General features: G+C 51.3%; 12 protein-coding genes. 6 read left to right on the forward strand and 6 right to left on the reverse strand.

Annotated features, from left to right (window positions below; genetic code table 11):
* Positions 1–37: 37 nt before the first annotated feature.
* The 6 genes from ACIPUG_RS17600 to ACIPUG_RS17625 all read right to left on the reverse strand — a co-directional run bounded on the left by ACIPUG_RS17600 (position 38) and on the right by ACIPUG_RS17625 (position 7,523).
* Positions 38–724, reverse strand: a complete 687-nt coding sequence (locus ACIPUG_RS17600) for a GntR family transcriptional regulator (RefSeq protein ID WP_039283786.1) — start codon at positions 722–724, stop codon at positions 38–40.
* A gap of 197 nt (positions 725–921) precedes the next feature.
* Entirely contained in the window at positions 922–2,388 is a 1,467-nt protein-coding gene (locus ACIPUG_RS17605; RefSeq protein ID WP_400339488.1) for a mannitol dehydrogenase family protein, read from the reverse strand.
* Positions 2,389–2,491: 103 nt separating this feature from the next.
* On the reverse strand, positions 2,492–3,862 hold the full coding sequence (locus tag ACIPUG_RS17610; RefSeq protein WP_039461919.1) for an MFS transporter: 1,371 nt from the start codon (positions 3,860–3,862) through the stop codon (positions 2,492–2,494).
* A 201-nt stretch (positions 3,863–4,063) separates the two neighbouring features.
* On the reverse strand, positions 4,064–5,086 hold the full coding sequence (locus ACIPUG_RS17615) for a Zn-dependent oxidoreductase (RefSeq protein WP_039557028.1): 1,023 nt from the start codon (positions 5,084–5,086) through the stop codon (positions 4,064–4,066).
* Positions 5,087–5,115: 29 nt separating this feature from the next.
* Positions 5,116–6,330 carry a D-mannonate dehydratase ManD gene (gene manD / locus ACIPUG_RS17620; protein ID WP_039283781.1) on the reverse strand — a complete coding sequence of 405 codons (1,215 nt, stop codon included), beginning with the start codon at positions 6,328–6,330 and terminating at the stop codon, positions 5,116–5,118.
* A 290-nt stretch (positions 6,331–6,620) separates the two neighbouring features.
* Positions 6,621–7,523, reverse strand: coding sequence for a LysR family transcriptional regulator (locus ACIPUG_RS17625; RefSeq protein WP_400339491.1), 903 nt, complete (start codon positions 7,521–7,523; stop codon positions 6,621–6,623).
* A 277-nt stretch (positions 7,524–7,800) separates the two neighbouring features.
* Between ACIPUG_RS17625 and ACIPUG_RS17630 the strand changes: the two genes are divergently transcribed.
* The 6 genes from ACIPUG_RS17630 to ACIPUG_RS17655 all read left to right on the forward strand — a co-directional run bounded on the left by ACIPUG_RS17630 (position 7,801) and on the right by ACIPUG_RS17655 (position 14,304).
* On the forward strand, positions 7,801–8,766 hold the full coding sequence (locus ACIPUG_RS17630) for an alpha/beta hydrolase fold domain-containing protein (RefSeq protein WP_400339494.1): 966 nt from the start codon (positions 7,801–7,803) through the stop codon (positions 8,764–8,766).
* Positions 8,767–9,263: 497 nt separating this feature from the next.
* Positions 9,264–9,962, forward strand: a complete 699-nt coding sequence (locus ACIPUG_RS17635; protein WP_010285933.1) for a 4Fe-4S dicluster domain-containing protein — start codon at positions 9,264–9,266, stop codon at positions 9,960–9,962.
* A complete protein-coding gene (nrfD, locus tag ACIPUG_RS17640; protein ID WP_400339497.1) occupies positions 9,955–10,917 on the forward strand; it encodes a cytochrome c nitrite reductase subunit NrfD in 963 nt (320 codons plus the stop codon). Before ACIPUG_RS17635 ends, nrfD begins: the two co-directional genes overlap by 8 nt.
* Positions 10,918–12,294 carry an MFS transporter gene (locus ACIPUG_RS17645; protein ID WP_400339499.1) on the forward strand — a complete coding sequence of 459 codons (1,377 nt, stop codon included), beginning with the start codon at positions 10,918–10,920 and terminating at the stop codon, positions 12,292–12,294.
* Between the two features lie 65 nt (positions 12,295–12,359).
* Complete coding sequence (locus ACIPUG_RS17650; protein WP_039516646.1) at positions 12,360–12,707, forward strand: FMN-binding protein; 348 nt, start codon at positions 12,360–12,362, stop codon at positions 12,705–12,707.
* 67 nt (positions 12,708–12,774) lie between these two features.
* Positions 12,775–14,304 (forward strand): FAD-dependent oxidoreductase, encoded by a 1,530-nt coding sequence (locus ACIPUG_RS17655; RefSeq protein WP_400339502.1) that lies wholly within the window; start codon positions 12,775–12,777, stop codon positions 14,302–14,304.
* Positions 14,305–14,361: the final 57 nt, after the last annotated feature.

Raw genomic sequence — 14,361 nt, forward strand, 5'->3', positions numbered from 1 at the left:
AGGGAAGCCACTGTTCAACACCCTCAGGTCAACGCGTTCAGGCGTGCTCGAACCAGTCGCTATTCTGTTGCGCAATCGGCGTGATCGAATAGATCATTTCCTGCAAATGTTCACGAATCGCTTTTTCGGCAGCATCAGGATCGCGCGCTTTCAGGGCGCTAAAAATCAGGTAGTGCTGTTGGATCAGGCTAGGCGGTGGTGAAACCTGGCTCAGGCTGAGAAAACGTACGCGGTCCATCGTCGCTTTAATCGATTCGATGGTTTCCCACGCCAGCGGACAGTTGGCAATCTGCGTCAGAAGCTGATGGAAGCTGTCGTCAAGGCTGAGAAATTCGCGTACCTGATCATTCTGCGCGGCCAGTTCCTGACGGCGTAAGTTGTGCTCCAGCGTAAGCAGCTGTTCTTCCGTCACCATTTCTGCCGCCCGACGCACAATCGCACACTCCAGAGCTTGACGGATAAAGCGGGCATCCGCCACGCGCTGTTCGGATATCTTCATCACAAACGTGCCGCGCTGCGGCATGATCTGCACCAGTCCAGCCTCTGCCAGCTTGATAAAAGCCTCTCTGACCGGCTGGCGGGAAACGTCAAAACGCACAGAAATTTCTTTTTCAGACAGCAGTTTACCCGGCGGAATATTGCATTCCACAATGTCTTTGCGCAGTACGCGATAAATTTGCTGGTTTACTGGTTCGTTGTTGTTGATCTGAAAAGAGGTGTCCATGCCGCTGTGCTTACCCGAGAAATTTACCGCTTATGATACACGCTTAGCGCGGTGAGTGTCAGTGTTACAACGCCTGTCGTGGTGAGATCGGGGACACAGGGCAAGGCATCGTCGGCACTCGCCTCATCCTGTGTTGTTTTATGATTCACAGCTATCTTATGCAGTTACGCGACGGCTACCGCCGTCGCGCTTTCATATCACCAGTTGGTATCCTGCAATGTTTCCTTCACGCCTTTCGCTAATAGCGACAGGTAGTGCTGCGTCACCGCATCAACAAAGACAGGGTTCTTCGGTAAGTCTTCACCAAAAATCGCCGTCAGCGTCAGCAGCGCCGCAACTCGGCTTTCGCCTTCCGGGCTGCGTTGCACCGTTTCAGCGATCAAATCTTTCAGTGGATCGCTAATTTCAATCGGTTTTCCTTGCTCATCCACGCCGCCCACATAGCGCATCCACCCTGCCACGCCGAGCGCCAGCGCATCAAAACGGCTGCCGCGTGCCAGATGCCAGCGGATCGAATCCAGCATCCGCTGTGGCAGTTTTTGCGAGCCGTCCATCGCAATTTGCCAGGTGCGGTGTTTTAACGCACGGTTGCGATAGCGATCCAACAGCGCATCCGCATAGGCGGCGAGATCGACACCCTGTGTACGCAGCGTCGGAGCCTGTTCACGCAGCATCAGATGATGCGCCGCCGCGACCAGGTCGCTGTCCTGCATGCACTCGCTGATATGCTGGTAGCCAGCAAGGTAGCCCAGATACGCCAGAAACGAGTGGCTGCCGTTCAGCATACGCAGCTTCATTTCCTCAAACGGCAGCACATCCTGTACCAGCTCCGCACCGGCTTTTTCCCACGCGGGACGACCGTTGACGAAGTTATCTTCAACCACCCACTGGAAGAACGGTTCACAGGCAATGCCAGCGGGATCGACGACGCCCAACTGTCCCTGAATTGTCTCCAGCGTTTCTTCGGTGATAGCCGGAACAATTCTGTCTACCATCGTGGACGGAAAGGTGACGTGCTGTTCAATCCAGCGCGCCAGTTCGATATCCTGCAGCTCGGCCAGTTGCACGATCACGTTGCGCGTGACGTGCCCGTTTTCCGGCATATTGTCGCAGGACATCACGCTGAATGCCGGTAGCTGGCGTTCCCGTCTGCGTTTGATCGCAGCCAGAATCACACCGGGCAGGGAGCGTGGTTCTGCGGGTAACCCCAGATCGTGGCAAATCAGCGGATGTTCACTATTTAACTGCCCCGTCGCCGGATGGTGGCAATAGCCTTTCTCCGTGACGGTAATCGACACAATGGCGATATCCGGCGCGCTCAGCGCCTCCAGCACCGCCTCGATACCTTCGACTTCCGCGTGCAACGCGCGGGTTGCCACGCCGATGACCCGGCTATTCCAGCCGCTGTCCGCCATTTCGGAAACCGACCACAGCAAATCCTGCTGGCGAATGGCTTCAATCTGCTGCTCGCCGCCAATCAGGTTAATTTCGCAATAGCCCCAGTTGCTACCGTGTTCCGCTGCCAGCTTATCGGCACAGACCGCCTGATGCGCCCGGTGGAATGCGCCAAAGCCAATATGCGCAATACGTGTTTTTAGCTGACTGCGGTCGTAACGCGGCACCACAACCTGCGGTTTAAGAGTAGAAAATTCACTGATACTCATCGTTATCCCTGATAGGTGATTCAAAAAATATGTCTGTGCCCTAAATGATTCGAGTTGCAGACAGGTCAACTCATCTGCAACTCGAACAATGACAATCTGAACGTTACGCCGCGTCTTCTAATGCATCCAAGTCACGGTCTTTCACTTCCGGCATACAGATAGCTGCAAATAAACCGATCACAGAATAAGCAATCATCATCGCGACAATCGGCCACCAGGAACCGGTCATGTTGCAGAAAATACCCGCTAACACCGGACCAAAACCAACGGCAACAAGACCACCGGTTTCTTTGGCAATCGCCATTTGCGTAAAGCGGCTGCGTCCACCGAATATTTCCGCCATGGTGATGTTTTCCAGCGCAAATAATCCCAGTACCGCGAAGTTATGAATAATGATAATGCTGACGACAATCACGTTAACGCTATTCTCTTTATCAACGATAAGAGACAGCATTGGGTAGGCTAACAATATCGCCGAGATATTCAGAATAATATATGGTACGCGGCGACCAATTTTATCCGAGAGCCATCCTAATAATGGAATGGTGATGAAACCAATAATGGAGCTGATCATCAATGCATCGGTCGGAATAGATTTATTGAACAAGAGCGTTTGGACTAAATATCCCGCGAGGAAGGTCTGAATTAATCCTGAATTTCCCGCCTGTCCGAAGCGTAATCCTGTTGCCAGCCAAAACGCCTTGCTTTTGAACATGGACAGTACTGATTTTTGTTCGCTTTGCTCAACCACCAGAGCAGGTGACGGCTCTTCAGTACCCGAGACATCATTACTCACTTTTTCGAAAACCGGGCTTTCTTTCAGGTTCATACGCAGCCAGATCGCGAAGATCATCACGACTACGCTGGCCAGGAACGGTACACGCCAGCCCCACGCCAGCAACTCTTCTCTTGAGAGGGCAAAAAACATGACGGCCCAGATAGCCGTAGCACTGAGCGTGCCACAGTTGGTACCCATTGCAACCAGTGAGGAAATAATCCCACGTTTCCCTTTCGGCGCGTATTCAGCCAGCATGGTACCGGCACCGGAAATCTCGGCACCCGCCCCTAACCCCTGCACGATACGCAAGGTCACCAGCAAGATGGGCGCGAAAATACCAATCTGTGCGTAGGTCGGTAGTACGCCAATTAACGTGGTACAGATCCCCATCATGGTAATGGTGATAAAGAGTACTTTCTTTCTACCGATGGAGTCCCCCATACGGCCGAAAATAAAGGCACCGACGATACGTGCGACATAACCAGCACCGTAGGTTCCCATTGCCAGGATAAGCGCCATTGCCGCTGATTGTTCAGGGAAGAATATTTCATGGAAGACCAATGCCGCACCGAGCGAATACAATTGGAAATCCATGAATTCTAATGCAGTGCCCAGCCAGCCGGACACCGCCGCCTTGACTAAATCCGAGGTACTTCTTACAGGCTTATCTTGTCCAGATGCTATTTGCGTATTCATATATATACTCTCGACGATTTGTAATTATGGTAGAGCACAGTAAGTAAAATTACCGTTCATCATGGTGTCGCAATCCACTCCAGCCCGTTATTAATGGTCTGGAGTGATTAAGAGAGAAATAATTACTTCAAAGGAATCATTATATTATTATGTAGCCGATATAGTTTTTCCTTTTATACATCCCCTGTTGCCAATAACGTGTCATGCATCATTAAATGTCAGCAGGACTTTGCAGCAGCGTTTTTGATCTTTTTCAAAAACTTCAATTGCCTGTACAACCTCCTGATAATCAAACCGGTGGGTAATCAGTTTTGCCGGATCGATGCGTTTTGCTTTCAGCCACTCAATCACGATTGGGAATTTGTTGGCATTCAAGCGCGATGAGAAAATGGAAATCTCTTTGCTGGTTATTCCCTGTTGGCTGACCTGACAAGGCTCGCTGGAAAAGCCCATGATGGCGATGCGTGCCGCAGGAGAAGCAATCGTAATCGCTTCCTGCAAAATAGACGGATGGCAGGCAGCGTCAATAATCAGCGTAGGCTTGATATTCAGCGCTTCCAGCTCGTCTTTTAATGACAGCGATGCGTTGTTAATGACCCTGTCCGCGCCGCTGCGTAATGCCATATCCAGACGTTCAGAAATGCGATCGACGACGATGACTTCCTTCACGTTGAACACGCCTTTCAGTACCTGAACCGAGGTCAACCCCATCGGTCCCGCACCATAAATCAGCGCGACATCCTGCTCCGTCGGCTTCACCTGTGCGGTCACGTTGGCGGAAATCGTGAAGGGCTCGACCATCACGGCAAACTCATCAGGAATCTCATCCGGGATGATGTGCGCGTTCTTCGCCGGTACGGCAGCGTACTCGCTGAACCCGCCGTCACGATGCACACCCAACACCACCAGCGAAGTACAGACGTTCGGCTTGCCGATTGAGCAAGGGTAGCAGTGGCCACAGCTCACTACCGGGTCGACCGAGACGCGTTCGCCCAGGCGGGATGCTTCCACGCCCTCACCCACTGCCTCAATCACGCCGAAAAATTCATGCCCGATCACGCGCGGATATTTGGCAAAAGGGTTATGCCCGCGATAGATGTGGCTGTCCGAGCCACAGATACCGGCCAGCTTTACCTTTACCCGAACTTCACCTGCCGCTGGCTGTGGAATAGGACGCTCTTCAATCACCAGCGAATTCGGCTGCTGTATCACAATGCTTTTCATATTTTGGCCTCTGATTACCTATTCCACTCTTACCAGTTCCACAACGTGCCGTCTTCCAGACGGGCAACCGGCAGATAAGCGGGGTCATAGGGGTATTTGGCCGCCAGCTTTTCATCAAACTCAATGCCTAGACCCGGTTTTTCGCCTGGGTGCATGTAGCCGTTATCGAATGTCCAGTTATGCGGGAACACTTCCAGCATTTGCTCCGAATAACCCATATATTCCTGTACGCCGAAGTTTGGCACCCAGAGGTCAAAATGCAGCGCCGCCGCCATGCAAATAGGCGACAGATCCGACGGCCCGTGTGAACCGGTGCGCACCTGATAAAGCGAGGCAAAGTCGGCGATGCGACGCATGCCGGTAATCCCGCCCGCGTGGGTAATCGTGGTGCGGATGTAGTCGATCAGCTGTTCTTCGATCAGCTGTTTGCAATCCCAGATGCTGTTAAAGACTTCACCCACCGCAATCGGCGTAACCGTGTGCTGACGGATTAAACGGAAGCACTCCTGATTTTCCGCAGGCGTTGGGTCTTCCATCCAGAACAGACGATAGTCTTCAATGCTTTTACCAAAGCGCGCCGCTTCAATCGGCGTCAGGCGGTGGTGCATGTCGTGCAGCATGTGCTCGTTGAAGCCAAACTTGTCACGCACCGCTTCAAACAGCTTAGGCGTGAAATCGAGGTATTTTTCCGTCGACCACAGTTGCTCTTCCGGCAAGTTGCCTTTCGTCGCCGGCTCATACGCCAGCCCTTTGCCTTTCGCCATGCCGTAGGTGGTTTTCATACCCGGCACGCCGCACTGTACGCGAATCGCCTTGAAGCCCTCATCGCGATGCTTGGCGTAATCGTCCAGCACTTCATCAATCGAGTGGCCCGTGGTGTGGCAATACACCATGACGCCCGTGCGCGATGCACCGCCCAGCAGTTGGTAGAGCGGCATGTTGGCGGCTTTGGCTTTGATGTCCCACAGCGCGGTATCGACTGCCGAAATGGCAGACATCGTCACCGGGCCACGACGCCAGTACGCGCCTTTGTAGAAATACTGCCAAATATCTTCGATCTGGTGTGCATCGCGGCCAATCAGCTGCGGACACACATGATCTTTGAGGTAAGAGGCGACCGGCAGCTCACGCCCGTTGAGCGTCGCATCGCCGAGGCCGGTTAATCCGCTATCTGTCGTAATTTTCAGGGTGACAAAGTTCCGTCCCGGGCAGGTGACAAACACTTCAGCGCTGACAATCTTCACGTTACTTATCCTTCTGTGCATGTAGCCATTCGTTTATGCTGACTACCATACAAGTATATTAATCGAGATAATTTGAATCACCTCACATTTATTCACATTTGCAACATTTATCTAAAACCCATGAAGGTCGGGAAGAGAAACCGAGGTGCGCCGAGGGAGGAAAACGTAGCGAGATAAAGGATAGGTGGCGGTTCAGGCGGTCAATGCATTAGGGATTGGGCGCACACGGAGCATGTTCTCCGTTGCGTTGCACGCGCTGGATATCCGCGCCTTTTGAACAAGGAAGCGCCCTACCGGACGGACTCGCTGTTGTAGTCTTGCAGGAAATCCAGAAACAGACGCACCATGGGAATGTTCGTGCTGCGCTTTAGATAGCTAATGGCGAAAGTCCTTTTCAGTTGCTCTTCCAGCGGAATAACCGCGACGTCGTAAGCGGTCAGGCTTTTCGCGACAGACGAACAGAGGAAGACCACGCCGGACAGGTTGATCACCAGATCCATAATGATGTCCATGTTGCTGCATTCACGAAAGTAGCTGGGATTGATGCCCTGCCGAGTGAAAGATTCAGAAACAGCGGCGTGTTCCCCCGTCCCTTTCTGCGGCACGATCAGCTTTTCTTTTACCATCTGCGGCAAGCTGAGCATCTTACTGTCGGCAAGCGGGTGCGACCTTGCCATCACCGCAACAATGTCATCGATCTGACAAATGGTGTGGTGAAACAACGGATCGTTCAGGTATTCATCAAAAGGCGTCGAGAAAGACAGGTGGATCTCACCATTGCGCACCCTTTCCAGTAAATCGGTGCTGACGCCGTCAATGAAAGAGATATCGATATTGGGATAGGCTTTCTGAAACAGGTTAAACATATTGTAGTGAGCCAGACGGTTAAAAATCGGAATCACGCCAACCAACAGCGCACCATCCGTGCTTTCCTCATAGCTGCTGACGAACTGTTCCAGCTCATAATGTTCCTTAATCATCCCCTGAATTTTGTCAGCAAAGATCTTCCCGAATGGCGTCAGAGAAAACTGCCGGGTGGTTCGGTTAATCAGTTTTCTTTCCGTTTCAAGTTCCAGCCGCGCGATCTCCTGCGACAAGAAAGCCTGAGAGATATTCAGCGCCTTCGCCGCTTTAGTGAAACTCCCGACCCGGATGAGTTCCTGATAATAAATCACACGCTTTATACTGAACATTGTTTTATATTACGCATCAACTGTCTCGTTTATAACCACCCATAATGACAATTATAGGGATTTGTAAATAATCAAATGTGATTAGATGCACATTTAATTCATGAGAAATAGCGTTAATAGCAGATATAGTCAACTTATTATCAAGGAGGAAATAATTAATCCCACCAAGCATGATAAACTCATTTTAATAAAGATTATTTAATATTATTTTTACAAACAAAACATCGTTCATCACAAGACAAATAATTTACATCTCTCTAACAAAAGGACTTAAGATATGGATTATTCGAAAACAGCAAAAATAGGATTAGCAACCTTGGCAATGATGAGTACTACCGCAATCAATGCGGCACAGAATCAACATGAAATCACCGTAAAGCAGGAAACCACCTCGGTGAAGTTAATCTCTGACGTCGTTTATTCTCAGGTATCGATGCGTGGCTACCCTAACGTCGCATTAAAAATGGATATCCTTCAGCCTGAAGCGAAAACCGCGCTTCCGGTCGTATTATTCATTACCGGCGGCGGCTTCATTAACGCCAATAAAGATAATTATCTGCAACAGCGCCTTAGCATTGCCGAAGCCGGTTATGTGGTTGCCAGTATGGAATACCGTGTCGCCCCTACCGTCCTTTTCCCCGCGCCGCTGGAAGATGTAAAATCCGCTATTCGCTATCTGCGCGCTAATGCGAAAAAATTTGGTATCGACGGCCAGCATGCTGCGGTTTTCGGTGCCTCTGCTGGGGGCTATCTGGCCGCCTTTGCTGGGACGACAAATGGCTCAAAAGCCTACGATAAAGGCGATAACCTCGACCAAAGCAGTGATGTCCAGGCCGTCATTGATTTCTATGGCTTATCCGACCTGACGCTTGTCGGTGAAGGTTTCCCTGACGATGTCGTTCAGAAACACGCATCACCTTCCGCGACAGAAGCTATCTGGGTCAACGGCACCGCAGTATTTAATGAAGGGGGCGCGATTACCCGCTATCCCGATAAAGCAGCAGCGGCTAACCCGATTAACTTTATCAGCAATGCCACACCTCCATTTCTAATCATGCACGGCACGAACGATACGGTGGTTTCTCCACGCCAGACTGAAAGGCTGCACCAGGCTCTGACGGCGAAAAATATCGAATCCACCTACTACAGCGTTAAAGGTGCCGAGCACGGCGGGCCACATTGGCTACAGCCTGAAATCATGAAAATTACCGTTGGCTTTCTTGATAAACACCTAAAACCTTAATACCCGTTTACGGTTTTTAGTATATCCCTTTATTATTTTGTTAAACAAACGTTAGTGCCAAATATGCACTAACGTTTTTTATTTGTTACAAAAAAAGTCATTATCCATTTTACCCCCATTTATTACTCACATAAAAAAAGATAATCTGACACACATCAATTATTCGTTTTTATCACAAAAATAAAAACAGCAATTTGCATCCACATAATAGAAACACAATTTCTTAAACGAACGAGAGAAATAACAATGCATTTATAACAAATCGACATTTGTTATATACGGATCTACAAAAAAATAAACGTGACCAACCGCACACTTAACCGTTAATTCCCATGCTCCAATAAAACCACAATAACAACGTGGCCTACTGATTATTTTCATCGTAATAACGGAGCGTTATTCCCTATTAGCGCCACACTGCGAAATATTAATGCTATTGCTGGATTAATCATATCTAGCGTTCGCGCGGCTATCACCCCAATGTGAAGATTTATAATATGGAAGAATTATCTCGCCGTCGTTTTATTGCTTATATGGGGGGAACGATTGCCATTAGTGGGCATATCGGTCTCGCACAAGCGCAAAATGAACCCGAAAAAACGCAGGGTAAATTAGCGGTTAAATATGGCTTATTGCATAACGAAATGCGCTGTATTGGCTGCAAAGCCTGTATCAAGGCCTGTAAAGAGACCAATAACGTGCCCGATGGCGTAACTCGGCTGGATATACTGCAAACCGTCGATATTCCTGCCGTCGAGAAGACTCGCGCCATTAAGCAATTTTTCCGTAAATCCTGTCAGCATTGTGAGAACCCGCCCTGCGTTGCAGTCTGCCCAACGGGAGCCTCCTTCAAAGACGCGCTCACCGGTATTGTCGACGTCAACGATAAACGCTGCGTGGGCTGCCGCTACTGCATTGCCGCGTGTCCTTACCATGTGCGTTTCATCAACCCGGTCACGAAAACGGCAGACAAATGTAACTTTTGTCGGGAAACCAATCTGGCCGCCGGAAAGCAACCCGCCTGCGTCGAAATCTGCCCCACCAAAGCCTTGGTATTTGGCGATCTCAACGATCCTGAAAGCAACATTGCCAAGATGATCGCGAGCAACGCGACCTACCGCTCCAAGGTCTATTTGGGCACAGAACCCCAGCTCTACCGTATGCCGGGGAAACGAGGAGCAATCGACAATGCATAATGCCTTCACGTTCGACACGCTGGTATGGGATTGGCCCATCGCCGTTTATCTTCTTCTGGTCGGCATTTCAGCGGGAATGGTGTCGCTCTCAATGCTCCTCAGGCACTACGTTCCCAGCGAGTATCACGGCAGTAATCGCATCATCAAAGCCACAGCCATCGTGGCGCCACTCGCCGTGATCCTCGGGCTGGTGATTCTGATTTTTCACCTGACTCGCCCACTGACCTTTTGGTATTTGATGGTCTTTTACAACCCGACCTCCATCATGTCGCTGGGTGTGATGCTGTTTCAGGTGTATTTCGTCGTGATGCTGTTATGGATCATCACGCTTTATCATGATGGATGGCTGACGCAGCTTGAGGCCGTCTGGCACCGGCCTGCGCTGGCGGCGAAAGCGCGTAAGCTGGCGGCGATGATCGTCAACAAGGCCGCTATAATTGAAAACCTGCTGCTGGTACTGGCGATCCTGCTCGGCTGCTATACCGGCTTTCTGCTATCCGCGCTGAAATCGTTCCCGCTCTTGAATAACCCCGTTCTGCCCGTCCTGTTTCTGGTATCCGGCACCACCTCCGGCATTGCCGTCATGCTGCTGGCCAGTGCGTGGGGGAGCTCGACCTCGGGGCATTCACGCTCTCGGCACTTCATCCACCGCGTAGAAACGCCAGCGGTGTATGCCGAATTGTTCCTGCTGTTCGCGTTCTTTATCGGGCTGCTGCTTGGCGGCGGGCAAAAGGTTGTCGCCGCGCAGACCGCGCTGTCGGGTTTCTGGGGCGGCGTATTCTGGATTGGCATTATCGGCATCGGCATTGTGATCCCATTCATTGCCAATCAGGTGCGCAAGCCTTCCGCCCATTCCGGCAAAGGCCAGCTGATTACGTTAGCCGCCATGAGCCTGTTCGGCGTGTTCCTGCTACGACTGTTCGTGCTTTATGCCGGACAAATGACGGTGGCCTGAATGAATACGTCATGGGTCTTATTCTGGATTGCCTCGGCCACCTTTTTCATGCAATCCCTGGATACCACCATGGTGTATGTCGCCATCCCCGCCATTGCGCAGTCGCTACACCAACCGGTGTTGCATATGGAAACGATCGTGATCGCCTACATTGTCACGGTCGTCGCGTTTACGCCGGCCAATAGCTGGCTGGCGGAACGGCTAGGGGAACGGAAAACCTACCAGATCGCGATTGCCATTTTCACGCTCGGTTCGCTGCTGTGCATGACGGCAACCACACTCGGCAGCTTAAGCGTTTTCCGCTTTATTCAGGGCATCGGCGGTGCGCTCATGCTGCCCATCATCAGAACCGTGATATTGCGCACCACACCGCAGGAGCTGAAATTACGCTTCCTGAATCGGGTAACCTTATTGGGATTACTCGGCACCCTGATCGGCCCCGTTTTCGGCAATATTCTGGTTAGCTTTCTCTCGTGGCAGGCTATTTTCCTCGTTAATATTCCGCTGGCTTTACTCTGCTTTTTTCTGGCAACCCGATATATTCCTGTTGCTACCATAAAAGAGACAGCCCGCACGGGTGCCTATGAAGTCGCCTTTCCCATTTTGATGTTATTTCTCGTGGCCTTCATGTTAACCACTGCCACGAAAAATATATTGCCAACGTTCGTCATGCTATTCCTGTCTTGCAGCACGCTGGGCTTGGTATTTATTTACTATCGGCAGCACCTCATTGCAGAGACGGCATTATTCCCTCGCGCCCTGTTTGGCATCAGAACCTTTTCTGTCGGCGTTATTGGCGGCATTGTGACGCGCACATTACTGGCATCAATTCCTGTCGTATTGTCGTTAATGCTGCAAACGACGCTGGCCTGTAAACCCGTGGAGACCAGCCTGATTCTGCTGCTCTTTTCCAGCGGTGCACTGCTGTCAAAACTGCTGTTCGAACCGCTGGTAAAGCGTATTGGCTACCGTCGGCTGTTAATGCTGACAACCAGCATCACGTCGCTGTGTATCCTCGCTCTGAGCGTTGCCGTGCAAGAGAAATCGATGCCGCTTATCGGCATCATCGCCATGCTGTTAGGCGTGCTGATTTCGACCTTATATTCAGCAGAAAGCACGTTGGCCTTTAGCAACCTGAATAACAGCACGTATCACAGCGGTAATAACCTGCTGACCATTAGCCAATTACTTTCCGTCATGCTCAGTATGACGCTGACGTTTCCGGTATTACGTTTTCTTTCTCAGTTTGAAATCCTCTTCAACCTTAATCATTTCAGCCTGTTGTTTTTATTACTCGGCATTGGCTTACCCCTTTGCTGCCTGATATTCAAGCCCCTCAATAACGACGACGGTTATCACTTTATTCATGGGAGATAGCGTTATTTATGGGAGATAAATTGGTTACTCACCGTATTCATTCAAAAACTACTGGAACTATTGATATGAAAATCTGCTCAGGAATCCTTCCACTCTGCCTGTTATTCGCAATCGGAACCGCAGTTGCGCAAGAGGGGAATTTTAAAGCTGGCACCTATTCCGCCGCGAGACAGGGTATCGGCGGGGACGTCACCGTTACGCTCGATATCGATGCGCAGGGGAAAGTCCTTAAATCGACGATTGATGCCCCGGAAGAAACGCCGGAAGTCGGCGGGGAAGCCGCCATCGAACTCGCCAAAACCATGACCGAAAAGCAAAGCATTCAGGTTGATGGCGTGTCCGGCGCCACGATGACTAGCGGTGCAGTGAAAGAAGCGGCGGAAGACGCGTACTCACAGGCTAAAGCGAATTAATCCCGTTGGTTCTCCACACGCAGCACGACTGCATTGTAAGAATACGAATGACATTAAGGAAAACATCATGAAACGCTTCAGAAAAAGTGTACTCGCGACGCTCTGTCTCTCAATGATGGGCTGGTCTGCTGCACAGGCGGCGGACGCGGCGAAACCGGAAATCCCAAAAAGCGCGGATATCGTTATTATCGGCGCGGGTGCGGCGGGCACGTCGGCAACGATGGCCGCCGCAGAGAAAGGAGCGAAAATCGTCTTACTGGAAAAACAACCCATCGTTGGCGGCACGGGTAACTTTGCCGAAGGCATCTTCGCCGCCAACAGCAGCTTGCAGAAACGTCAGGGGATTGTGGTCACGCCCGATATGGCCTTTAAGACCATCATGGATTACAGCCACTGGATGGCTAACCCCTTCGTGGTGCGCGCTTTCGTCAACCGCTCGGCGGACACGATTGAATGGGTGAAATCGAAAGGCATCAAGTTTGAATACATCGGCCCCGGCGGCCCTGGCGGCATGCTGACCTGGCATGTGATCGACGGCCCCGGCCATGGCCGCCACCTGATCAAGACATTCCACGAGCAGTTTAAAAGCATGGATGTCACCACGCTGGTGAAAACGGCGGGCAAAGATCTGGTCGTGAAAGACGGTAAAGTCACGGGCGTTATCGCACAGGATAGCGACGGCAACACCGTTCAGATAGACGCCAAGGCCGTCATCATCGCGACCGGCGGCTATGCCAACAATAAAGAGATGCTGCAAAAATACGCCGCCTTCCCTGACACCATCATGGTCGGCAACGTCGGTAAAGACGGCGACGGAATTAATATGGCCTGGAAAGCCGGAGCCAAACCGGACGGCCTGGGCCTGCTGCAAGCCTATCGCCCCGGCCTGCCAGACTACGCCCCGAACTCTCACCTGCTAGCCGCCGCGCGTCAGCCCTATCTGTGGGTTGACCAACACGGCCGCCGCTTTACCGATGAATCCAACGTCATCATCTGGCCGCACTCCGGCAACGCGTTGTCAAAAGCGGGCGGCATCATGTACTCCATTTTCGATGAAACCTCCCGTAAGCATTACGTCGAAGACGGCATTGACGTGCCGATTGGTGAATGGGTGATCGCCAATACCAAGCTGACGAAATTTGATAGCGAATTTACGAAGGAAAGTCAGAAAAATCGCGGCTTCGTCTTCAAATCCGCCACCATCGACGGGCTGGCGAAAGAGATGGGCGTTGATGCGGGCGTGCTGAAGCATACGCTGGAAGAAAACAACAAGTTTGCGACGCAAAAGCGGGACGACGTGTTTAACAAAAACATGGATTACCTGCGTCCGGTCAAAACCGGCCCATTCTATGCGGTGAGAATGCAGCCTGCCGCGCTGGGCACACTCGGCGGCGTGAAGATTGACGAGAAAATGCAGGCAATCGATAAATCCGGCGAGGTTATTCCGGGCCTGTACGTCACGGGTAATGATGCTGCTGGCATGTATGGTGACACCTATGACCTGCTGTTAGGCGGCGGCACGTTTGGCTTTGCGCTCAACTCCGGTCGTATCGCAGCAGAAAGCGCCCTCGATTATATGAAGTTCAGCAAGAAATAAGCGCCAGCGCTTAAGCCTGATGCCGATCGTTTGAGCATTGAGATACACGGGGCGACC

Source organism: Pectobacterium sp. CHL-2024 (assembly GCF_044751765.1).
GTDB lineage: Bacteria > Pseudomonadota > Gammaproteobacteria > Enterobacterales > Enterobacteriaceae > Pectobacterium > Pectobacterium brasiliense.

Bases quoted from the DNA above. Each gene is read 5' to 3' on its own strand.
- ACIPUG_RS17645 (WP_400339499.1), top strand. From the start codon at position 10,918: ATGAATACGTCATGGGTCTTATTCTGGATTGCCTCGGCCACCTTTTTC.
- ACIPUG_RS17630 (WP_400339494.1), top strand. From the start codon at position 7,801: ATGGATTATTCGAAAACAGCAAAAATAGGATTAGCAACCTTGGCAATG.
- ACIPUG_RS17600 (WP_039283786.1), bottom strand. From the start codon at position 724: ATGGACACCTCTTTTCAGATCAACAACAACGAACCAGTAAACCAGCAA.
- ACIPUG_RS17615 (WP_039557028.1), bottom strand. From the start codon at position 5,086: ATGAAAAGCATTGTGATACAGCAGCCGAATTCGCTGGTGATTGAAGAG.
- ACIPUG_RS17635 (WP_010285933.1), top strand. From the start codon at position 9,264: ATGGAAGAATTATCTCGCCGTCGTTTTATTGCTTATATGGGGGGAACG.
- ACIPUG_RS17605 (WP_400339488.1), bottom strand. From the start codon at position 2,388: ATGAGTATCAGTGAATTTTCTACTCTTAAACCGCAGGTTGTGGTGCCG.
- ACIPUG_RS17610 (WP_039461919.1), bottom strand. From the start codon at position 3,862: ATGAATACGCAAATAGCATCTGGACAAGATAAGCCTGTAAGAAGTACC.
- nrfD (WP_400339497.1), top strand. From the start codon at position 9,955: ATGCATAATGCCTTCACGTTCGACACGCTGGTATGGGATTGGCCCATC.
- ACIPUG_RS17650 (WP_039516646.1), top strand. From the start codon at position 12,360: ATGAAAATCTGCTCAGGAATCCTTCCACTCTGCCTGTTATTCGCAATC.
- ACIPUG_RS17625 (WP_400339491.1), bottom strand. From the start codon at position 7,523: ATGTTCAGTATAAAGCGTGTGATTTATTATCAGGAACTCATCCGGGTC.
- ACIPUG_RS17655 (WP_400339502.1), top strand. From the start codon at position 12,775: ATGAAACGCTTCAGAAAAAGTGTACTCGCGACGCTCTGTCTCTCAATG.